At 74.1% G+C, this 21,554-nt stretch carries 21 protein-coding genes; 6 read left to right on the top strand and 15 right to left on the bottom strand.

All coding sequences use genetic code 11. The annotated features are described in order from the left end of the window. Positions 1 to 58 precede the first annotated feature (58 nt). The 4 genes from ACZCLJ_RS02775 to kduI all read left to right on the top strand — a co-directional run bounded on the left by ACZCLJ_RS02775 (position 59) and on the right by kduI (position 3,870). The gene (locus ACZCLJ_RS02775) at positions 59 to 1,234 is read left to right on the top strand and encodes a glycoside hydrolase family 88 protein (protein WP_463105376.1); all 1,176 of its coding nucleotides are present in this window, start codon (positions 59 to 61) and stop codon (positions 1,232 to 1,234) included. Then, positions 1,231 to 2,184, top strand: a complete 954-nt coding sequence (locus tag ACZCLJ_RS02770; RefSeq protein ID WP_463105375.1) for a fumarylacetoacetate hydrolase family protein — start codon at positions 1,231 to 1,233, stop codon at positions 2,182 to 2,184. Before ACZCLJ_RS02775 ends, ACZCLJ_RS02770 begins: the two co-directional genes overlap by 4 nt. Further along, positions 2,181 to 2,945, top strand: a complete 765-nt coding sequence (gene kduD, locus ACZCLJ_RS02765) for a 2-dehydro-3-deoxy-D-gluconate 5-dehydrogenase KduD (protein WP_285821109.1) — start codon at positions 2,181 to 2,183, stop codon at positions 2,943 to 2,945. Before ACZCLJ_RS02770 ends, kduD begins: the two co-directional genes overlap by 4 nt. Before the next feature lie 64 nt (positions 2,946 to 3,009). Next, a complete protein-coding gene (gene kduI, locus ACZCLJ_RS02760; RefSeq protein ID WP_251151112.1) occupies positions 3,010 to 3,870 on the top strand; it encodes a 5-dehydro-4-deoxy-D-glucuronate isomerase in 861 nt (286 codons plus the stop codon). A 111-nt stretch (positions 3,871 to 3,981) separates the two neighbouring features. On the opposite strand, the gene ACZCLJ_RS02755 is transcribed toward kduI, so the two are convergent. From ACZCLJ_RS02755 to ACZCLJ_RS02685, 15 genes are all read right to left on the bottom strand, one after another. Then, the gene (locus tag ACZCLJ_RS02755; RefSeq protein ID WP_463105374.1) at positions 3,982 to 5,160 is read right to left on the bottom strand and encodes a zinc-dependent alcohol dehydrogenase; all 1,179 of its coding nucleotides are present in this window, start codon (positions 5,158 to 5,160) and stop codon (positions 3,982 to 3,984) included. Continuing rightward, positions 5,157 to 5,588, bottom strand: a complete 432-nt coding sequence (locus ACZCLJ_RS02750; protein WP_463105373.1) for a hypothetical protein — start codon at positions 5,586 to 5,588, stop codon at positions 5,157 to 5,159. Before ACZCLJ_RS02750 ends, ACZCLJ_RS02755 begins: the two co-directional genes overlap by 4 nt. Positions 5,589 to 5,681: 93 nt before the next feature. Continuing rightward, positions 5,682 to 6,797, bottom strand: a complete 1,116-nt coding sequence (locus ACZCLJ_RS02745) for a hypothetical protein (protein WP_463105372.1) — start codon at positions 6,795 to 6,797, stop codon at positions 5,682 to 5,684. Continuing rightward, positions 6,794 to 8,353 carry a ribosome biogenesis GTPase Der gene (gene der / locus ACZCLJ_RS02740; RefSeq protein ID WP_251151116.1) on the bottom strand — a complete coding sequence of 520 codons (1,560 nt, stop codon included), beginning with the start codon at positions 8,351 to 8,353 and terminating at the stop codon, positions 6,794 to 6,796. The genes ACZCLJ_RS02745 and der overlap by 4 nt, the downstream gene beginning before the upstream one ends. An 85-nt stretch (positions 8,354 to 8,438) precedes the next feature. Then, positions 8,439 to 8,804: an iron chaperone gene (locus ACZCLJ_RS02735; protein ID WP_251151117.1), complete on the bottom strand. Its 366-nt coding sequence runs from the start codon at positions 8,802 to 8,804 to the stop codon at positions 8,439 to 8,441. A 52-nt stretch (positions 8,805 to 8,856) separates the two neighbouring features. Then, the gene (locus ACZCLJ_RS02730) at positions 8,857 to 9,831 is read right to left on the bottom strand and encodes an EamA family transporter (protein WP_463105371.1); all 975 of its coding nucleotides are present in this window, start codon (positions 9,829 to 9,831) and stop codon (positions 8,857 to 8,859) included. Between the two features lie 65 nt (positions 9,832 to 9,896). Then, positions 9,897 to 10,601, bottom strand: a complete 705-nt coding sequence (locus tag ACZCLJ_RS02725) for a lysophospholipid acyltransferase family protein (protein WP_463105370.1) — start codon at positions 10,599 to 10,601, stop codon at positions 9,897 to 9,899. Beyond that, positions 10,598 to 11,371: a (d)CMP kinase gene (gene cmk, locus ACZCLJ_RS02720; protein WP_463105369.1), complete on the bottom strand. Its 774-nt coding sequence runs from the start codon at positions 11,369 to 11,371 to the stop codon at positions 10,598 to 10,600. The genes ACZCLJ_RS02725 and cmk overlap by 4 nt, the downstream gene beginning before the upstream one ends. 59 nt (positions 11,372 to 11,430) lie before the next feature. Beyond that, a complete protein-coding gene (gene aroH / locus ACZCLJ_RS02715) occupies positions 11,431 to 11,793 on the bottom strand; it encodes a chorismate mutase (protein ID WP_251151121.1) in 363 nt (120 codons plus the stop codon). A gap of 44 nt (positions 11,794 to 11,837) precedes the next feature. Continuing rightward, the gene (locus ACZCLJ_RS02710) at positions 11,838 to 12,872 is read right to left on the bottom strand and encodes a pseudouridine synthase (protein WP_463105368.1); all 1,035 of its coding nucleotides are present in this window, start codon (positions 12,870 to 12,872) and stop codon (positions 11,838 to 11,840) included. Further along, positions 12,869 to 13,576 carry an SMC-Scp complex subunit ScpB gene (gene scpB, locus ACZCLJ_RS02705; RefSeq protein ID WP_251151255.1) on the bottom strand — a complete coding sequence of 236 codons (708 nt, stop codon included), beginning with the start codon at positions 13,574 to 13,576 and terminating at the stop codon, positions 12,869 to 12,871. The genes ACZCLJ_RS02710 and scpB overlap by 4 nt, the downstream gene beginning before the upstream one ends. 35 nt (positions 13,577 to 13,611) lie before the next feature. Further along, complete coding sequence (locus tag ACZCLJ_RS02700; RefSeq protein ID WP_463105367.1) at positions 13,612 to 14,547, bottom strand: segregation and condensation protein A; 936 nt, start codon at positions 14,545 to 14,547, stop codon at positions 13,612 to 13,614. Continuing rightward, on the bottom strand, positions 14,531 to 15,391 hold the full coding sequence (locus ACZCLJ_RS02695) for a ParA family protein (RefSeq protein ID WP_463106341.1): 861 nt from the start codon (positions 15,389 to 15,391) through the stop codon (positions 14,531 to 14,533). The genes ACZCLJ_RS02700 and ACZCLJ_RS02695 overlap by 17 nt, the downstream gene beginning before the upstream one ends. 204 nt (positions 15,392 to 15,595) lie before the next feature. Beyond that, entirely contained in the window at positions 15,596 to 16,594 is a 999-nt protein-coding gene (gene xerD / locus ACZCLJ_RS02690) for a site-specific tyrosine recombinase XerD (RefSeq protein ID WP_463105366.1), read from the bottom strand. Positions 16,595 to 16,685: 91 nt separating this feature from the next. Then, a complete protein-coding gene (locus tag ACZCLJ_RS02685) occupies positions 16,686 to 17,684 on the bottom strand; it encodes a heme o synthase (protein WP_285821110.1) in 999 nt (332 codons plus the stop codon). Positions 17,685 to 18,038: 354 nt separating this feature from the next. Between ACZCLJ_RS02685 and tkt the strand changes: the two genes are divergently transcribed. Beyond that, a complete protein-coding gene (gene tkt, locus ACZCLJ_RS02680; protein ID WP_463105365.1) occupies positions 18,039 to 20,201 on the top strand; it encodes a transketolase in 2,163 nt (720 codons plus the stop codon). Between the two features lie 142 nt (positions 20,202 to 20,343). Next, positions 20,344 to 21,486 (top strand): transaldolase, encoded by a 1,143-nt coding sequence (tal, locus tag ACZCLJ_RS02675; RefSeq protein ID WP_463105364.1) that lies wholly within the window; start codon positions 20,344 to 20,346, stop codon positions 21,484 to 21,486. Positions 21,487 to 21,554 lie beyond the last annotated feature (68 nt).

Below are 21,554 nucleotides of genomic sequence, written 5' to 3'. Positions count from 1 at the left end.
CGTGCTGACCACGTCACCGACCGTCGGGCGACCCCGCCCGACCAGAAGGATGTTCCTGATGACGCTCGCCACCGGGCTCGCCACCGAGCTCGCACCCGCCGTCGACGCCGCCCTCGCGACCGTCCGGCGCAACATCGCCGCGTTCGGCGACCTCTACCCCGACGACACGACCGCCGGCAACGTGTACCCGCCGCGTCCCGCGACGCCAGAGTTCGCCGAGGGTGCGAACCGCGGCTGGACGACGAGCTTCTGGCCGGGGATGCAGTGGCTCGCCTACGAACTCACGGGCGACCACGCGTTCCGCGCGGCCGGCGAGCGGCACGTCGCGGACTTCGCGCGCCGCGTCGACCAGGGCGAGGACCTGCAGACCCACGACCTCGGGTTCCTCTACACGCTGTCGTGCGTCGCGCCCTGGCGCCTGCTCGGCGACGAGACGGCACGCGCCGCGGCCCTCTCCGCCGCGGACCACCTCATGGTCCGGTTCCTCGAGCCGGCGGGCATCCTCCAGGCGTGGGGCGACCTGTCGGACCCGGCCCAGCGCGGCCGCACGATCGTCGACAGCCTCATGAACATGCCCCTGCTCACCTGGGCCGGCGAGCAGACCGGCCAGGAGCGCTACCCCGACGCCGTGCGCCGGCACACCGCGCAGCTCGCGCGGCACATCGTGCGCGAGGACGACACGACGTTCCACACCTTCTACTGGGACCCGGTCACGGGCGAGCCGCTGCGCGGCGGGACCGAGCAGGGCGCCGGCGACGACTCGTGCTGGGCCCGCGGCCAGGCGTGGGGCATCTACGGCTTCGCGATGAACCACCGGGTGACGGGCGACCCGGAGCTCCTGCACGCGTCCCGGCGCTGCGCGGACTACTTCCTCGCCCACCTGCCGTCCGACGGCGTGCCCTACTGGGACCTCGTCTACACCGACGGCAGCGACGCACCGCGCGACAGCTCCTCCGCCGCGATCGCCGCGTGCGGCCTGCACGAGCTCGCGGCGGTCGAGACCGACCCGGAGCGCCGCGAGCGCTACGCGACCGCCTCGCTCGACATGCTGCGCGCGCTCGTCACCGGGTACACGCCGGCGGCCGAGGGCGTCGAGTCCGACGCGCTCCTGCTCCACTCGGTCTACGACGCGCCGAAGAGCATCGGCGTCGACGAGGGCAGTCTCTGGGGCGACTACTTCTACCTCGAGGCGCTCGTGCGCCACACGCTGCCCGGCTGGGTGAAGTACTGGTGAGGCTCGTCACGCACGTCACCGCCGGCGCCGAGCGTCCCGGCGCCCTCGTCCCCGACGGCGACCGCGAGCGCCTGCTCGACCTCTCGCCTGCCCTCGGCGACGGCGTCACGGTCACCGACGTGCTCGCCGACCCGGCGCTGACCGCCCGGGCGCGCGACGCCGTCGGGCAGGCCGCGGCCGACACCACCGCGCTCGCAGCCCTCAGCTGGGCCGACGACGCGCGGCTCGCTCCCCCGGTCCGCCCCGGCAAGATCCTGTGCCTGGGCTACAACTACCGTGGTCACGTGCCGGACGGGCAGGACCCGACGACGGACGACCCGGAGTTCCCGGACGTCTTCGTCAAGACGCCGAACACGCTGAGCGGCCCGCACGACGTCATCACCGTGCCCCCGGTCGCGGACGACGTCGACTACGAGGGCGAGATCGCCGTCGTGATCGGACGCCGTGCGCACCGCGTGGGCGTCGAGGACGCGATGGACCACGTCGCGGGGTACGCGCTGTTCGACGACGTGTCGGACCGCTCGTGGCAGCGCCGCTCCAGCCAGTGGACGATGGGCAAGTGCCTCGACGGCTTCGGCCAGCTCGGACCTGCCGTCGTCACGGCCGACGAGGTCGCCGACTTCCACGACCTGACGGTCGAGGTGGAGCGCGACGGTGTCGTCACCGTGTCGCAGAGCACGTCGACGATGGTCTTCCGGCTGCCGTTCCTCGTGCACTACCTCAGCCAGGTGATGACCCTGGAGCCGGGCGACGTCATCTCGACCGGCACGCCGCAGAAGCTGCCCGAGGCGCTCGCCGCGCACCGTCCCCTGGTCCACGGCGACGCCGTGACGATCCGTGTGGCGGGCCTCGGCGCGCTGACGACGCGCTTCGCCGGCGCCGACCCGGAGACGTCGGGCCCCGCGCGGGCCGGCGCCGCGACCCCCTCGACCGAAGGAGTGCACGCATGATCCTCGACCAGTTCCGTCTCGACGGGAAGGTCGCCCTCGTCACGGGCACGAGCCGCGGCCTCGGCCAGGGCGCCGCGGTCGCGCTCGCCGAGGCGGGCGCCGACGTCGCGCTGCTCGACCGCAGCGTGCCCACGGAGACGATCGCCAAGGTCGAGGCGCTCGGCCGCCGCGTCCACTCCGTGCAGCGCGACCTCACGACGGCCACGCCCGCCGAGCTCGGCTCCGCCGTCGCGGAGGTCGAGGAGGCGCTCGGCGGCGTCGACGTCCTGGTCAACAACGCGGGCACGATCCGCCGCGCCCCCGCCGCGGAGCACCCCGTCGAGGACTGGGACACCGTGCTGACCGTCAACCTCGACGCCGTGTTCCACCTCTCGCAGGCCGCCGGCCGGCGCATGCTCGAGCGCGGGGGCGGCAAGATCGTCAACGTCGCCTCGATGCTGTCGTTCCAGGGCGGCATCCTCGTGCCCGGCTACGCGGCGTCGAAGCACGCCGTCGCCGGTCTGACCAAGGCCCTCGCCAACGAGTGGGCCGCGCGCGGAATCAACGTCAACGCGATCGCCCCCGGCTACATGGCCACTGACAACACCGCGCCGATCCGCGCCGACGAGGCGCGCGAGCGCTCGATCGCCGAGCGCATCCCGGCCGCGCGGTGGGGCACGCCCGCCGACCTCGCGGGCGCGCTCGTCTTCCTCGCGTCCGACGCCGCCGCGTACGTGCACGGGGTGATCCTCCCCGTGGACGGCGGCTGGCTCGTGCGCTGAGCCGCCCGACCGACCCTTCCGAAGCCCGACCGAGCACCACCCGCACCACCAGGAGAGCAGACCCGTGGAACAGCGTTACGCCACCAGCCCCGAGCAGATCACCGGAGCGACGACGCAGGAGCTGCGCGACCGCTTCCTCGTCCAGGACCTGTTCGTCCCGGGCGAGGTGAACGTCACCTACACCCACCACGACCGCGTCGTGCTCGGCGGGGCCGTGCCCGGCGACGCGCCGCTGCCGCTGCCGACGTACGACGAGATCCGCAGCGAGTACTTCCTCGAGCACCGCGAGGTCGGCATCGTCAACGTCGGCGGCGCCGGCACGGTGACGACCGACGGCGAGGTCCACGAGCTCCCCCAGGGCGCGTGCCTGTACGTGGGCCGCGGCGTGCGCGAGGTCGTCTTCGCGAACGCCGAGGGCGCTGCCGACGGCTCGGGCGAGGAGGGCGGTGCGGAGCGCGCGGCGTTCTACCTGTTCTCGGCGCCCGCGCACACCGCCTACCCGACGGTGCTCACGCTGCCTGGCCAGGGCACGGTGCGCGAGCTCGGCGACCAGGTGACGTCGAACCGCCGATCGCTCAACCAGTACATCCACGAGAACGGCGTGAAGTCCTGCCAGATCGTCATGGGCGTGACGTCGCTGCACCCCGGAAGCATGTGGAACACCATGCCGGCGCACACGCACGACCGCCGGACCGAGTGCTACCTGTACTTCGACGTGCCGGCCGACGCGCGCGTCATCCACCTGTGCGGGCAGCCGACCGAGACGCGCCACCTCGTCGTGGGCGACCGCGAGGCGATCATCTCCCCGAGCTGGTCCGTGCACTCCGGCGTCGGCACCGCCGCGTACTCGTTCGTCTGGGCGATGGCGGGCGAGAACCAGTCGTTCGACGACATGGACGGCTTTCCCGTCACGTCGATGCGCTGACGCCCGTCCCGCGGCAGCACGCGTGGAGGTGCCGAACCCCGGGTCACCGGTCGATCCAGCCCTGGATCGGGCCGTGACCCGGGGTTCGGGTGTTGGCGGTGGCCCGTCCGCTCAGCCGTTCGGGAGGAACACCGCGCGCACGCACCCGTCCTCCTTCGTCTTGAACATCTCGTAGCCGCGCGGCCCCTCGTCGAGGGGCATGACGTGCGTCGCGAGGTGCTCCGTCACCAGCTCCCCGCGCTGCATGCGCTCGAGCAGCATGGGGATGTACCGCTGCCCGTGCATCTGGGCCCCGCGGACCGTGAGCCCCTTGTTCATCACCGCGCCGAGCGGGAACTTGTCCGCGAGCGCCGCGAAGACGCCGAGCACGAAGACGCTCCCGCCCTTGCGGCAGTGGTAGATCGCGTGCCGCAGCGCGGTGGGCCGGTCGGTCTGCAGCCGCAGGTACTGCTTCGTGCGGTCGTACGCGTCCTCGAGCGGCGACCCGCCGCCCGCCTCCATGCCGACGGCCTCGATGCAGACGTCGGGCCCTCGCCCGGCCGTCGCCTCGAGCAGCGCGGCACCGACGTCGTCCGTCCCCTCCCGCAGCGTGTCGCAGCCGACGTACCGGCGCGTCATCGCGAGGCGCTCCTCGAGCGGGTCGATCACGAAGACACGCTCGGCGCCGAGGAGCATCGCGGCGCGCGCGGCCATCTGGCCGACGCCGCCCGCGCCCCACACGGCGACGACGTCGCCCGGCGACACGCCGCCGAGGTCGGCGCCCGTCCAGCCGGTGGCCGCGGCGTCGGACGCGAACAGCGCCCGCTCGTCGGTGACGTCCCCCGGGACGGTGAAGGCCCCGACGTCGGCGAAGGGGACGCGCACGTACTGGGCGTGCGAGCCCATGTAGCCGCCCATGGCGTGGGAGTAGCCGTAGCAGCCTCCCGGCGCGAAGCCCCACAGGCCCTCGGTGATCGCGGGGTTGCGGTTGCCGTTGTCGCACAGCGAGTACAGCTCCTGGCGGCAGTACCAGCACTGCCCGCACGCGACGAACGACGACACGACCACGCGGTCGCCGACCCTGTGGTTCCGCACCGCCGAGCCCACCTCGACGACGTCGCCCAGGAACTCGTGGCCCAGCACGTCGCCGGACCGCATGAACGGGATGTACCCGCCGAGCAGGTGCAGGTCCGACCCGCACGTCACCGTCCGGCGCACCTTGACGATCACGTCGCGGTCGTCGAGGAGCTCGGGGTCCGGGACCTCCCCGACGGAGAGCTCGTTCACGCCCGTCCACTGCAGCGCCCTCACAGCCGTCCCTCCTTCCCGGCCCGGCGGATCGCCGCCTCGAGCGGCAGCGCGGTGAGCGTCCGACGGCGCACGATCGGCTCGTCGGGCGGCATGACCGTCCCGGTCTCGAGCAGCTGCTTGGTGAGCCGCAGCGCCTGTCGGGCGTCGGCGACGTCGACGTCGTCCGGTCGCTCGACGGTCAGGCGCAGCTCGGTGCCGAAGTCCTTCGGCGCGGGCTTCGTCTCGAGCCGGACGGCGTCGCCGAGCTCCGCGAGCGGTGCGGGTCGCGACCGCTCGAGCTCGGCGCTCAGCGCGTCGTGGGGGCGGTGCACGGTGACGGCGAGCACCCGGGGGCCGTCGGTCCGTGCGTCGTCGGCACGGCGGCGTGCCCACCAGGTCGCGGCGCCGGCGGCGGCGGAGAGGGCGAGGACATTCGCGGCAGGTCTCATGGGCGTGCTCCGGGGGACGACCGGCCGACGGCCGGTACGGCGGGCTCGCGCGCGCTGCTGCACGTGGGGAGGCGGAGCGCCTCGTCCAGCAGGCTAACCCCGTCGGCGCACGCTCGCCGGGTCGGCGGTCGAGCGCGACCGCGTGCGCGAGCCGCCGTGCCGCTGCTCGTCGTCCCGCCCGAGCGCGGCCCCGAGCGCGGCGAGGACGAGCAGGTCCACCACGAGCCCGGCGACGCCGACCCACTGCAGGGCGCGGAACACGAGGAGCTGCGTGAGCAGCAGGGAGACGAGGACGCCCCGGCGCACCCACACGGCCGCCGCCCGCCGGTCCCCCGCGCCACGACCTCGGGAACGCACCACGCCGACGACGACGCACGCGACCGTCGCCGCGACCCCGGCGACGATCCCGAGACCCACCCAGGTCGGCACGTCGATCCCGCCCCTCAGCACGCGGATCCCCGCCGCGAGCGACCCTCCCGCCACGCCGAGGACCGCGACGACGACCACGACCGCCGCCCAGCGCCGCTCGAGCGCCGCGGTGAACCACGACGACGCGCGATCCACGAGGGCGCGCACCGGGTCCGGCATGTCGACGGGGTCGCGCGGGACCGCGTCGACGAGCGCCGCGACCTCGTCGGACCCCGGCTCGCCTCGTCCCAGCGCGACGAGCGCCCGGGCCTCCTCGCGCGCGGCGTCCGTGAGACCGCCCGCGACACCGGCGACGGCGCGGTCGGTCGCCACGGCGAGGTACTCGGCCGGGTGGTGCCGTCGTCGCCCGTGCAGCGCCTCGGCCACGAGGACGAGCACGACGACGGTCGCGTAGATGAGGGCCGCCGTCGGCTCGTAGAAGTAGTCGTTGTCCGCGGTGACGAACTTGCCGATCTCGTCGACGAACAGCCCGAACCCGATGCCGCTGAGCACGGCGCCGAGGGACCGGAGCGTCGGGCCGACGAACGACAGGAGCACCACGATGCCGAGCGCCATCCCGAGGCCGCCCCACAGCACGTGCGCGACGTGCAGGTCGCCGCCGCCCACCTGCGGGTACCCGGAGGCCGCCAGGAGGAACCGCGTGACGAGGACGGTCGCGACCGCCACCACGAGGAACGTCACGACGTGGCGCACCGCCGCGGTGTCGCGCACGACGCCGAGCCGCAGCACGCGGCCGCGGCTCGCGACCCCGCTGCGCGGCCCGGTCGACGGCTCGGTCACCGCTTGCGCTTCTCCCGCACGCGCACGCTGATCTCGATGGGCGTGCCCTCGAACCCGAACGTCTCGCGCAGGCGGCGCTCGATGAACCGGCGGTACCCGGCCTCGAGGAAGCCCGTCGCGAACACGACGAAGCGCGGCGGGCGCGTGGACGCCTGCGTCGCGAAGAGGATGCGCGGCTGCTTGCCGCCGCGCAACGGGTGCGGGTGCGCCGCGACGAGCTCGCCGAGGAACGCGTTGAGTCGTCCCGTCGGGATGCGCATGTCCCACGAGTCGAGCGCGCGCTCCATCGCCGGGACGAGCCGGTCGGTGTGCCAGCCCGTGCGGGCCGAGACGTTGACGCGCGGCGCCCAGGTGACCTGGACGAGGTCCTTCTCGATCTCGCGCTCGAGGAACGGGCGACGGTCCTCGTCCATGAGGTCCCACTTGTTGTACGCGATGACGAGCGCGCGCCCGGCGTCGACGACCTGCGAGATGACGCGTGTGTCCTGCTCGGTGAGCGACACCGACGCGTCGACGAGCACGACCGCGAGCTCCGCCTTCTCGATGGCCGCCTGCGTGCGCAGCGACGCGTAGAAGTCCGCGCCCTTCGTCTGGTGCACGCGCCGGCGGATGCCCGCGGTGTCGACGAGCACGTACGGCACGCCCTTGATCTCGACGAGCTCGTCGACCGGGTCGCGCGTCGTGCCCGCCGTCTCGTCGACGACCACGCGCTCCGCGCCCGCGATCTTGTTGAGCAGCGACGACTTGCCGACGTTGGGTCGCCCGATCAGGGCGACGCGGCGCGGACCGGTGGGGCGCAGCTCACCGTGCTCCGACTCCGTCGGCAGGGCCTTCATCGCGGCGTCGAGCAGGTCGCCCGTGCCGCGCCCGTGCAGCGCCGAGACGGGGTGCGGCTCGCCGAGCCCGAGGCTCCACAGCGACGCAGCGTCGGCCTCGCCGGACTGGCCGTCGACCTTGTTGGCGCACAGCACGACCGGCTTGCCCGACTCGCGCAGGAGACGCACGACGCGCTCGTCCGTGGCGGTCGCCCCGACGGTGGCGTCGACGACGAAGAGCACCGCGTCGGCGAGCGAGATCGCGACCTCGGCCTGCTCGGCGACCTTCCACTCCAGGCCCGCGACGTCGACCTCCCAGCCGCCCGTGTCCACGAGCGTGAACCGGCGACCGGCCCAGTCCGCCGGGTAGCTCACGCGGTCGCGCGTGACGCCCGGCTTGTCCTCGACGACCGCCTCGCGACGACCGAGGATGCGGTTGACCAGCGTCGACTTGCCGACGTTCGGGCGTCCGACCACGGCGAGCACGGGCAGCGGTGCCTCCGGCTCGTGGTCCTCGAGGTCGAGGTCGTCGGCGTCGATGAGGGCGAGGTCGGTGTCCTCGAGCTCGTAGTCCTCGAGACCGGCGCGCAGCGCGCGCTCGCGCGCCTCGTCGTCGACGGTGTCCGGGGACCCGTCGGTCGGGCTGCCGGCCTCGGCGGTGGTGGTCGTCCCGTCCACGGGCTGCCCGACGGCGTCGGTCTCGTCGGGCGTGCCGGGCTGGGCCTGGTCGGGTGTGGTCATGGGGACCATTCTCCCAGGAGTGCGCGCACTCTCCGAACGCGGCACGGACGCCCCACCGCGCGCCTCGTCGGAACGTGCCCGCGCGTCAGCCGACCGCTCCGTGATGACGATCTGCCAACCGGGCGACGACGTCGCGCACGACGTCGTCCGGGACCGGCTCCGCGAGCGGGAACCGGAGCGTGCCCTTGCCGTCGCGGTACCGCGCGATCCGTCGCGCGAGGTCGTCGTCCTCGTCGTCGGGCACGGGGTAGAGCGAGACGTGGTGCGCCCAGCCGGCGAGGTAGACGACGTACCGGTCGTCGAGCGTGAACGTCGGGATGCCGTAGCTGATCCGCTCGCCGAGCCCGTCGACCGTCGCGTGGATCACACCGCGCAGGTGCTCGACGACCTCACGCGTCTGCGGCGAGAGGGACGCGACGTACTCGTCGACGGTCGTGACCTTGTCCGCCATCGCTGCTCCTCCCCCGTGCGACCCGCGCCGACCGCACGGGATACGCGCGAACCTACTCCGCGTCGGCCGTGGTGGCGCGTCGGGTCGTCCCGGGGTCACGGTCGACCGCTGCGCGTTCCGTCCCCGCGAGGCGGACGAGGACGATGCCGACGACCACGAGCGCCCCGCCCAGGCCCTGCACGACGCTCGGCACCTCGCCGAGGAGCAGCCACGCGATGAGCACGGCGAACAGCACCTCCGAGAGCCCGACGAACGACGCCAGCCGCTCCCCCGCGCGCACGGTCGCGGCGACGCCCGAGACGTACGCGAACGCCGTCGCGACGAGCACGACGACAGCCAGCGGCACGAACCAGGGCACGGTGGACCCGAGGAGCGGCACGTCCACGAGCGGCGCGCGCAGCGGGAGCAGACCGGTCACGCCCGCCCCCGCGAGCGCGGCGGCACCGACGCCGAGGCCCGACGCGGCGAGGGCGACGGGCGGGACCGTCGTCGGACGGGCGGAGAGCACGAAGTAGGCGCCCAGACCGACCGCGGCTCCGAGCGCCAGGACCACGCCGAGCACGTCGAGGCTCGCGCCGCCCGGGTCCACGACGAGGACCAGACCGGCGACCGCGACGGCGCACCCGGCGAGGGTGAGCCCCGGCGGGACGCGTCGCGTCCGTGCCCACGCGAGGCCCACGAGGAGCACGGGAGCCAGGTACTCGATCAGCAGGGCGACCCCGACCGGCAGGCGCTCGACGGCCGCGAAGTAGCACAGCTGGGTCGCGGCGACCGCCACGAGCCCGAACCCGAGCACGAGTCGCCACTCGCGACGCAGCGCGCGACGGCTCCCCCGCAGTGCGACGGCCGCGAACGGCGCCAGGACGAGCGCCGAGCAGAGGGCGCGGGCGAGCACGGCCGCCCCGGGCGTCCACCCGGCCTCGAGCAGCGGCTTGACGAACGGTCCGCTCGCGCCGAACGCGAGGGCGGACGCGAGCCCGAGGACGATGCCCGTCGCGGGCCGGTCGCCGACGCTGCCGCTCGGCAAGGCCTCCGGTGCACCGGGGACGGGGGTGCCCGGGAGAGGTGCGCCGGACGGCGGGCCGTCTGGGGTCACGGCGCCGGTCGCCCCTCGCGGTTCGGGTCGTCCAGCGGCAGCGCGATCCCCGAGCCCGCCACGGTGTCGGCGACGAGGACGGCGAGCGCGTGCCGGATCCGCTCGTTGGCGTCCTCGAGCGCCTGCTTGCCGCTCACGCCGGGGACGCGCGCCACGACGACCGGCTCCCCGAAGCGCACGACGAGGCGGCGGCGCAGGCCGGGGACGTGGTTGACGCCCTCCCCGGTGCGCCGCGTGCCGAGGACGGCGACGGGCACGACCCGGGCGTGGCCGTTGAGCGCGAGCCATGCGACCCCCGCGCGCGCCGCGGTCGCGTCGCCACGACCCCGGTTGCCCTCGGGGAAGACCCCGACCGCGCCCTCCCGGCGCAGCACCGCGAGCGCCGCCGCCAGGGCGGGGCGCCCGCCCTGCCGGTCGACCGGGATCTGCCCGGCGGCGCGCAGCACGGCGCCGACCGGCCCGACGAACATCTCCTCCTTGACGAGGACGTGCAGCGGCCGCGGCGAGACGCCGAGCACGACGGGACCGTCGACGACGCCGGTGTGGTTCGCGGCGAGCACGACCGGCCCGTCGGCCGGGACGTTCTCGAGACCCTCGACGCGCGTCGCCCACACCACGCGGGCGAGGAAGCGCCCGACCCACCGCGACCACGCCGGCCCCGCGGGCGACGGGACGCGAGGCGCGGGTGCCGCGCCGCTCACGGCGCGGGGCGGGGGCCCACCGCTCGCCCTGTGGTCCGCTCGACGACGGCCAGCACCGCGTCGACCGTCTGCTGGAGGTCGAGGTCCGACGAGTCGACGGTCGCGACGCCGTCCGCGGCGACCTGGAACTGGGAGACCGTCGAGTCGTCGCGGTCGCGGCGCAGCACCTGGTCCCTGGTCGCCTCGACGGCCGCCGCGTCCGCGGTGCCGTGCACGTCGAGCGAGCGGCGGGCGAGGCGAGCCTCCTCGCTCGCGGTGAGCAGGACCCGCACGTCGGCGTCCGGCGCGACGACGGTCGTGATGTCACGACCCTCGGCCACGACGCCGCGCCCGGCGGAGAAGCCGGCCGGGCCGTGCTCCGTCTCGATGACCGCGCGCTGCACGCGGCGCAGCTCGGCACGCACGTCGAGGTTCGTCGCGACGGCGCTCACGGCCGTGGAGATCTCCGTGCTGCGGATCGCCTCGCCGACGTCGGTGCCGTCGACGTGGACGGTGGGGTCGTCGGGGTCGAGGCCCACCGCGAGCGGCATGACGCGCACGGCGCGCGCGACGGCGACCCTGTCGTCCAGGTCCTCACCGCGGTGCAGGCACCACCAGGTCGCCGCGCGGTACATGGCGCCCGTGTCGAGGTAGGCGAGGCCGAGCCGTCGTGCGACGCCCTTCGCGACGCTCGACTTGCCCGAGCCGGACGGCCCGTCGATCGCGATCGTCAGCGGGGTGGCGGCGCTCCGGTCGGCGCCGGCGTCGGTGCTCGGCGTGCCCTGCGTCATCTCGTCTCCTCCTCGCGCGTCGTCGCGCGTGCTCACCGGGGTCACCGGGGTGGCTGCGCTCACTGGGCGAGGTCCCGGCGGAGCGCGGTCGCGCCGTGCAGGTACACGTGCTGGACGTCGGCGCGGTCGACGTCCAGCTCGGCGTGGGCCATCAGCCGCACGACGCGCGGCAGCGCGCCGGGGACCGCGATCTCCGTCGCGCACATCAGCGGGACGTCCCCCAGGCCCAGCTCCCGGGCCGCCGCGGCCGGGAAGTCGGACACGAGGTCGGGCGTGCACGTGAAGAGGATCGAGATGAGCGATGACGTGTCGACCCGGTTCGCGTCGAGCACCTCCTGCACGAGCTCGCGCGTGCGCGCGAAGAGGTGCTCGCGCTCGTCGGCGTCGAGCTGGGTCGCGCCCCGGATGGCCCGGACCGGCATGGGTGGTGCTCCTTCGTGCGGTGGTGCGGACGTCTCGCCGGTCCTCAGAGGTCGACGGCGGACATGAGGGTCCCGAGCTCGGTGCGCCCGAGCACGCGCGTCGTGCCGGGGCGCAGGTTGCCGAGCGCGATCGGGCCGATGCGGGTGCGCACGAGGCGCGTCACCGGGTGGCCGACCTCCTCGAACATGCGCCGCACGACGCGGTTGCGGCCCGAGTGCAGCACGATCTCGACCATCGTCTGGTCGGCGACCTGGTCGACCACGCGGTAGGAGTCGGCGCGCACGACGCCGTCCTCGAGCTCGATCCCGTGGAGGAACTTGTTCGCGACGTTGCCCGGGAGCTTGCCCTGCACCGTCACCAGGTAGGTCTTCGCGATCTCGTGGGACGGGTGCGCGAGGCGGTTGGCCAGCTCGCCGTCGTTCGTCAGCAGGATCAGTCCCTCGCTGTCCGCGTCGAGCCGGCCGACGTGGAACAGCCGCTCCGAGCGGTCCGCGACGAGGTCGGTGAGCGACGTGCGCCCGTCCGGGTCGTGCATCGTCGACACGACGCCCTGCGGCTTGTTCAGCGCGAGCGTGACGCGCGTCGTGTCGAGCTGCAGGCGCATGCCGTCCACGTGCACGACGGCGGTCGCCGGGTCGATGCGCACGCCCAGCTCGCGCACCTGGACCCCGTCGACCTCGACACGACCGTCCGAGATGAGCTCCTCGCACGCGCGGCGCGACCCGAGACCGGCCGACGCGAGGACCTTCTGCAGCCGCACGCCGTCCTCGACGTGCACGTCGCGGACCGGCTCCGTGGGCTCCGTGCGCGGACGACGGCGCTGCTGCTGCTGCGCCGCGGCAGGCCGTGCGCCGGGACCGACCCGCGCACCCCGGCCGGCACCGCCCGGTGCACCGCCCCGACCCGACGACCCGCGACCGGAACCGCCACCGGAAGCGCGAGCAGCGCCGCCCGCGCCCCGGCCGGTGCCGCCCGCGCCCCGGCCGGTGCCTCCGGCGCCCCGGCCGGCCTCGCGGCCCTGCCCGTCCTCGCGTCGACGTGACCCGTCGCCGTCCCGGCGTCGGTCTCCTGTGCTCATCGCTGTCCTTCGTCCGTGCCCTCGTCGTGCGCCGCGTCGGTCGACGCGGCGTCGTCGGGCGTCTGTGCCGCCGAGGGCCGTCGCGGGCCGGCCGACCTGAGGTCGGCGAGCCCGTCGATCCCCTCGAGATCGTCCATCCCCGGCAGGTGCGGCGCGAGCGGGGGCAGCTCGTCGAGCGACGAGAAGCCCATGCGCTCGAGGAAGTACCCCGTGGTGCCGAACAGGCCTGCGCCCGTGTGCGGGTCCTGCCCGACCTCGGCCACGAGCCCGCGCGCGGCGAGCGTGCGCACCACGCCGTCGACGTTCACGCCCCGGACCGCGGACACCTGCCCCCGGCTGACCGGTTGACGGTACGCGATGACGGCCAGAGTCTCCAAGGCCGCCTGGGTCAGCCGGGCCGTCTGACCGCCCCGGACGAACCGGCCGACGGCGTCGGCGTGCGCCGGTGCGGAGTACACGCGCCAGCCGCCGCCCGCCTCGCGCAGCTCGAAGCCGCGCGGCCGGGAGCCGTCGTCGCCGCGGTACTCGGCCGCGAGGGTGACGAGCGTCTCGGCTACCTCGTCCGTCGGCACGGCCAGCGCCGCCGCGAGCTCGACCACGGGGATCGGCTCGTCCGCGACCATGAGCACCGCCTCGAGCGCGGCGGGGAGCCCGCCCGGCAGCTCGTGGACGTCGGGCAGGTCGGCGACGTCGTCCACCGTCACCGCCTCATCGACGGCTCGGCCGTCCTCGACCTCGGTCACGCGTGCACCTCCGCTACGTCGCGCTCCAGGACGACCTCCTGGTCGCGTCCCTCGTCCTGCTCGTCGCCCTCGTCGAACTCGCTCCCGACGCCGGCCGCGAGGCCCGTGCCGTCCTCCCCTGCCCACCGGACGGTGAGCTCGCCGAGCGGGGAGAGCTGGTCGAACCCGACCAGCCCTTCCCGGAAGAGCTCGAGCAGCGCGAGGAAGCGCGCGACGACCACGACCGTCTCCCCCGCGTCCGCCACGAGGGCGCGGAACGTCGTGGCGCCCTGCCGTCGCACGTGGGCCGCGACGACCTCCGCCTGCTCGCGCACGCTCACCGCGGGGGCGTGCAGGTGGGCGAGGTCCACCCCGGGCGGGGGCGCCTTCGGCGCGAGCGCACCCGCGGCGAGCGCCGCGAGGCGGTCGGGACCCATCGTCCACACGAGCTCGGGCAGCAGCGCGGCGAGGTGCGGCTCGAGCTGCACGACGCGCGGGAACCGTCGGCCCTGGCTCGCGAGCCGTTCGGCGAGCACGCCCGAGACCTCCTTGTACGCCCGGTACTGCAGGAGCCGGACGAACAGCACGTCGCGTGCCTCGAGGAGGGCGAGGTCGTCCTCGTCGTCTACGATCCCCGACGGGAGGAGGCGGGCCGCCTTGAGGTCGAGGAGCGTCGCCGCGACGACGAGGAACTCGCTCGCCGTCCCGAGGTCCCAGCCGGGATGCTCCTGGCCCGCCGCGTGCGCCTCGGCCGCCGCGCGCTCCTGCTCCCGGATGTGGGCGATGAAGTCGTCGGTCACGCGCCCGAGGGCGATCTCCGTGATGTCGAGCTTGTGCTTCGTGATGAGCGACAGCAGCAGGTCGAACGGGCCGTTGAAGTTGTCCAGCCGGACCTCGAAGCCGCGCTGCTCGGTGCGCGCGGACGGGGCGTCGGTGTCAGGCGGCGTCGCCACGGGCGACCAGCTCCCGCGCGAGCTGTCGGTAGGCCTGCGCACCCGGGTGGTTCGGCGCGTACACCGTGATGGGCTCGGCGGCGACCGACGCGTCGGGGAACTTCACCGTGCGCCCGATGACCGTCTGGAGCAGCTTGTCCCCGAACGCCTCGTGCACGCGCGCCACGACCTCGCGGGAGTGCAGCGTCCGCGAGTCGAACATCGTCGCGAGGATGCCGTCGACGTCGAGGCGCGGGTTGAGCCGGTCGCGCACCTTCTCGATCGTCTCGACGAGCAGCGCCACGCCGCGCAGCGCGAAGAACTCGCACTCGAGCGGGATGAGCACGCCGTGCGCGGCCGTGAGCGCGTTGACGGTCAGCAGGCCGAGCGACGGCTGGCAGTCGACGAGGATCACGTCGTACTCGTCGACGACGGGGCGCAGCACGCGGGCCAGCACGGACTCGCGCGCGACCTCGCCGACGAGCTGCACCTCCGCCGCGGACAGGTCGATGTTCGCGGGCAGGACGTCCAGGTTCTCGACGTCGGTGCTCACGATGACCTCGTGCACGTCGGCGCCGCGCTCCATCAGCAGGTTGTAGACCGTGCGGTCGAGCTCGTGCGGGTTCACCCCGAGGCCGACCGACGCCGCGCCCTGGGGGTCGAAGTCGACGAGCAGCACGCGGCGCCCGCACTCGGCGAGCGCGGCACCGAGGTTGATCGTGGTGGTCGTCTTGCCGACGCCGCCCTTCTGGTTGCACATCGCGATGATCCGACCGGGGCCGTGCGACGCGAGCGGGGCGGGGTCGGGGAACACCGGGAGCGGGCGGCCGACGACGTCGACGCGCTGGGTCTCCTCGACGTGCACCGCGGGCTCCGACGACGCACCCGCCTGGCGGTCCGACGGGGCGTCCGGCGGGGCGGCGGGGCGGGCGCCGGCACCGGGCGCGGGGTACGTGCCGCCGGTCTCGTGCTGGGTCTCGGCCTGGCTGCTCACGTCCGCCACGGTATCGCAGCCCTCCGCACACGCCCGTGTGCACGCGCCCGCGCGCCGCGAGTCGGGTCGGTCCGGTCAGCCGAGCGCGCGGGGGTGCGAGGCGGTGTAGACCTCGCGGAGCGTGTCGGGCGTCACGAGCGTGTAGATCTGCGTCGTCGTCACGGACGCGTGCCCGAGCAGCTCCTGGACCACGCGCACGTCCGCGCCGCCCGCGAGGAGGTGCGTGGCGAACGAGTGGCGCAGCGTGTGCGGGGAGATCCGCTCGGGGTGCACCAGCCCGGCGCGCTCCGCGGCCGTGCGCAGCACGGCCCACGCGCTCTGGCGCGACAGCCGCGCACCGCGCGTGTTGAGGAACGTCGCCGGGGTGCCTCGCCCGCGCGCGGCGAGGTCCGGGCGACCACGCACCAGATAGGCGTCGAGCGCGCGCCGCGCGAACGACCCCACCGGCACGACGCGCTCCTTGCCACCCTTGCCGAGCAGCCGCACGGCCCCGGTGTCGAGGTCGAGGTCGTCGACGTCGAGGCTCACGGCCTCCGAGATGCGCGCCCCCGTCGAGTACACGAGCTCGAGCAGCGCCCGGTCGCGCAACGGAGCGGCTCCGTCACCCGCCCCTGCGGCGTCGAGGATGCGCTCGACCTCGTCGGTCGAGATCGCCTTCGGCAGCCGCCTGCCCTGCGCAGGCGGACGGACGTCCACCGACGGGTCGCCGTCCGCGAGGCCCTCCGCCGCGCAGAAGCGGTGCCAGCCCCGCACGGCGGCCACGGACCGGGCCGTGGACGACGGCGAGAGGCACGCCCCGCCGTCGGACCCCGTGCGCAGCGCCGTGACGTAGTGGGCGACGTCCTCCGCGACGACGTCGCGCACGGCGTGGTTGCCGCGCCCGGCGAGGAACGCGACGTAGCGCGTCAGGTCGCGGCGGTACGCCGCGACCGTGTTCGCCGACAGGCCGCGTTCCACGGCGAGGTGCGCCAGGTACTCGCGCGTCGCGCGGTCGAGCGCGTCGGGCACGACGACGGGCGCTGCGGACCCGGCGGGCGCCGGCTCGCCGGCTCGGGCGGAGAGGGCAGGTGGCACGGGACCATCATGCCCGCGCGGACGGACGCCGCGGCGGAGGCGGTCCCGAGGACGTCCGTGCCAGCAGGTGCCGGCGCGTCGTCGGCAGGTGTCAGAAGGGCAGGAAGACGTCGACCGCGACGGCGACGAACAGCAGCGTCAGGTAGGTGATCGACGCGTGGAAGACCTTCATCGCGCCGATCTTGCCGCGCGACGGGTCCTGCGCACGGCGCAGCATCGTCACGCACGACGCCATGAACCACACGCCGAGGACGGTCGCGACGACCCCGTACACCCACGTCATGCCCGCGAGCGGCCACAGGGCGAGCGACGACGCGACCATCGCGAGCCCGTACACGATCATCTCGCGCGCGACCTTGCGGTCGTCCGCGACGACGGGGAGCATCGGGACGCCCGCGGTCTCGTAGTCGCGCCTGAACTTGATCGACAGCGGCCAGTAGTGCGGCGGCGTCCAGAAGAAGATGACCAGGAAGAGCGCGACGGCGGCCCAGCTCAACGAGTCCGCGACGGCGGACCACCCGATGAAGACGGGCATGCAGCCGGCGATCCCGCCCCAGACGATGTTCTGCGGGGTGCGGCGCTTGAGGATCATCGTGTAGCCGACGACGTAGATCGCGATGGCGGCGAACGTCAGCCAGGCCGAGAGCGCGTTGACGAGCACGGCGAACCACACGAGCGCCACGACGCCGAGCACCGTCGCGAAGACGAGCGCCGCGCGCGGCGTGACCTCTCCCGTGACCAGCGGGCGCCGCTTGGTGCGGTTCATCATCTCGTCGATGTCGCGGTCGAGGTAGCAGTTGTAGACGTTCGCGGACGCGGCGGCGAGGGTGCCGCCCACCAGCGTCGCGACGACGAGCCAGAAGTCCGGGAAGCCGCCCGCCGCGAGGATCATGGTCGGGACGGTCGTGACGAGCAGGAGCTCGATGATGCGCGGCTTCGTCAGCGCGACGTACGCGCCGACGCGCTCTTTCACCCCGCGAGCAGCGACGGCCGCGGAGGGACGCGCCGTCTCGTCCGCCGACCCGGGGGTCGGCACGGTGCGCGACGGGACTCCGGTCCCGTCGATCGGTGCCTGGCTCGTGGTGTGCACGCGCTTCGGTGTTCCGTTCTGAGGTGGGGGGCGAGCGGGGACGGACCACCGGCCGTCCCCGAGCATCGTACGTCGCGACCTGCCACGGGGCCGACCGCACGAGCCCGCACATTGTGTGAGATCCGACCGAAATCCACGACGTGAGCACCCACCGGGCGTGATCCCGGCACGTGTATAGGCTGGGTCACGCAACCGCGCTGCGCTGCACCGTGCCGTCGACAGTCTGACGAGCCGGTCGCGCCGTCCCTGCCGCGGCCCCGACCGAGGTCGGGGCGGACCGGCGGAGCAGGGCGACGGCTGCTTCGAGATGTCGCGAGGATCCGGGGCGCGCGCTCCGGACGGGAATGAGGTTCGGTGAACGCGTTGCCCCCTGCTCACACGCCCCTGGACTGGACGGACCTGGACGACCGGGCCGTCAAGGCGATCAAGGCGCTCGCCGCCGACGCCGTGGAAAAGGTCGGGAACGGCCACCCGGGCACGGCGATCTCGCTGGCACCCGCGGCCTACCTGCTGTTCCAGAAGGTCATGCGCCACGACCCGGCGGACTCCCACTGGGTCGGCCGCGACCGCTTCGTGCTGTCGGCGGGCCACTCGTCGCTCACGCTGTACCTGCAGCTGTTCCTCGCCGGCTACGGCCTGGAGATGGAGGACATCGCCGCGCTGCGCACGTGGGGGTCGAAGACCCCGGGCCACCCCGAGTACAAGCACACCAACGGCGTCGAGATCACGACCGGGCCGCTCGGCCAGGGTCTCGCGTCCGCCGTCGGCATGGCCTTCGCGTCCCGCCGCGAGCGCGGCCTGCTCGACCCGAACGCGGCGCCGGGCGAGTCGCCCTTCGACCACCACGTGTACGTCATCGCTTCCGACGGCGACCTGCAGGAGGGCGTGACGTCCGAGGCGTCCTCGCTCGCGGGCCACCAGCAGCTCGGCAACCTCGTGGTGATCTGGGACGACAACAAGATCTCGATCGAGGACGACACGGACATCGCCTTCACCGAGGACGTGCTCGCGCGCTACGAGGCCTACGGCTGGCACACCCAGCGCGTGGACTTCACGAACGGCGGCACGGGCTACGCCGAGGACGTCGACGCGCTCTCCGCGGCCCTCGAGTCCGCGAGGGCGGAGACCGGCAAGCCCTCGATCATCGCGCTGCGCACGATCATCGGCTGGCCGTCGCCCACCAAGCAGAACACCGGCGGCATCCACGGCTCCGCGATGGGCGCGGACGAGGTCCGCGGCCTCAAGGTCGAGCTCGGCCTCGACCCCGAGGCGTCGTTCGCGATCGACGACGACGTGCTCGCCCACACCCGGTCCGTCGCCGAGCGCCAGGGCGACCAGCGTGCCGCGTGGGACACCGCCTTCGAGGCCTGGAAGACGGCCAGCCCGTCGGGCGTCGAGCTGCTCGAGCGCCTCACGACGCGCACCCTGCCGGACGGCTGGGAGGACTCGCTCCCCGCGTTCGAGCCCGGCAAGGACGTCGCGACCCGCGCGGCGTCGGGCAAGGTGCTCACCGCGCTCAAGGACGTGCTGCCGGAGCTGTGGGGCGGCTCGGCCGACCTCGCGGGCTCGAACAACACGACCATGGACGGCGAGCCGTCGTTCGTGCCCGTCGAGCACGCGACGAAGAAGTTCCCGGGCCACGAGTACGGCCGCACGCTGCACTTCGGCATCCGCGAGCACGCGATGGGCTCGATCCTCAACGGCATCGTCCTGCACGGCGGCACGCGCGCCTACGGCGGCACGTTCCTCACGTTCTCCGACTACATGCGCCCGGCCGTCCGTCTCGCCGCGCTCATGCAGATCCCGTCGACGTTCGTGTGGACGCACGACTCCATCGGCCTGGGCGAGGACGGACCGACGCACCAGCCGATCGAGCACCTCGCGGCGCTGCGCGCCATCCCCGGTCTCGACGTCGTGCGTCCGGCCGACGCCAACGAGGTCGCGTGGGCCTGGCGCACGATCCTCGAGACGACCGAGCGCCCCGCCGGTCTGATCCTCACGCGCCAGAACGTCCCGACGTTCCCGCGCGGCACGGACGGCTTCGCGGACGCCTCGGGCACCGCGCGCGGCGGCTACGTGCTCGTCGACGCCGAGGGCACGCCCGACGTCATCCTGCTCGGCACGGGCTCCGAGGTGCAGCTCGCCGTCGAGGCGCGCGAGCAGCTCGCGGCCGAGGGCGTGCAGGCACGCGTGGTCTCGCTGCCGAGCCGCGAGTGGTTCGACCTGCAGGACGACGCGTACCGCGAGTCGGTCCTGCCGGCCTCGGTCCGGGCTCGCGTCTCCGTCGAGGCGGGCGTGGCGCAGGGCTGGCGCGAGCTGGTCGGCGACGCCGGCCGCATCGTGAGCATCGAGCACTACGGTGCGTCGGCCGACTACAAGGTCATCTACCGCGAGTTCGGCATCACGGCCGAGGCCGTCGCGGCCGCCGCGCGCGAGTCGATCGGCGCGGCGCGCGGTGGCGACGCACCCGGCGGGCCCGCGAAGCCCGTCGAGGGCGGCACTGGCGACCTCGCCTGACCGACCGTAGATTCCGAGGTGGGGCCCCGGTCCCGGCGCCCCACCTCGGACCTGCGCCACGGGTCACGCGCCCGTGGCACCGCGCCGGGACGGACCGCCGGGGTCGACGAGGCCCCGTCGAGGTACCACGAGAGGACCCCTGATGACGCAGACCACCGTCCCCGGACCGATCGAGCAGCTCACGCAGGCGGGGGTGTCGATCTGGCTCGACGACCTCTCCCGCGAGCGCCTGCGCTCGGGCAACCTCGCCGACCTCGTCGCCACGCGCGGCGTCGTCGGCGTGACGACGAACCCCACCATCTTCGCCGCCGCCCTGTCGAAGGGCGACGCCTACGACGCGCAGCTCGCCGAGCTCGCACCGGCCGGCACCGACGCCGCGGCCGTGGAGGCCGCCGTCGAGCGCATCACGACCGACGACGTGCGCGCGGCCGCAGACCTCCTGCGCCCGCTGTACGACGCCACGGACGGCGTCGACGGTCGCGTCTCGATCGAGGTCGACCCGCGGCTCGCGAACGAGGACGCCGCGGCCACGGTGGAGGTCGCCGAGCGCCTGTGGCGCACGATCGACCGGCCCAACGTCTTCATCAAGATCCCGGCGACCCTCCCGGGCCTCGAGGCGATCACGCAGACCCTCGCCCAGGGCATCAGCGTCAACGTCACGCTGATCTTCTCGCTCGAGCGCTACCGCGCCGTCATGGACGCGTTCGCGACGGGCCTGGAGCAGGCGCGCGCGGCAGGCATCGACCTCGGTCCGATCGGCTCGGTCGCGTCCTTCTTCGTCTCGCGCGTGGACACGGCGGTGGACGCCGCCCTGGAGAAGGTCGGCACCCCGGAGGCGCTGGACCTGCGCGGCCAGGCGGCGGTCGCCAACGCACGCCTCGCGTTCGAGGCCTACGAGGAGTTCAGCGGCACGGACCGCTGGCGCTCGCTCGCCGCGGCCGGCGCCCACCCGCAGCGCCCGCTCTGGGCGTCCACCGGCGTCAAGAACCCGGAGTACCGCGACACGATGTACGTCGACGAGCTCGTGACCGACGGCGTCGTGAACACCATGCCCGAGGGCACTCTCCAGGCGTTCGCGGACCACGGCGTCGTGACCGGCGACACGGTGACGGGCACGGCCGCCGCGGCCCGGCGCACGATCGAGACGGTCGAGTCGTTCGGCGTCTCGCTCACCGAGGTGACCGCCCGCCTCGAGGCCGAGGGCGTGCGCAAGTTCGAGGACAGCTGGACCGAGCTCCTCGAGACCACCGCCGAGAACCTGCGCAAGGTCGCCGACCAGGGCTGACGCCCGTCCCGGTCCGCGAGCAGACCCCACGGGCGTGCCGCGTCCCCTCCTAGGATCGCGGCACGCCT

It is taken from the genome of Cellulosimicrobium sp. So1_17, assembly GCF_055181235.1.
This window is presented reverse-complemented; position numbering and strand designations above follow the sequence as displayed.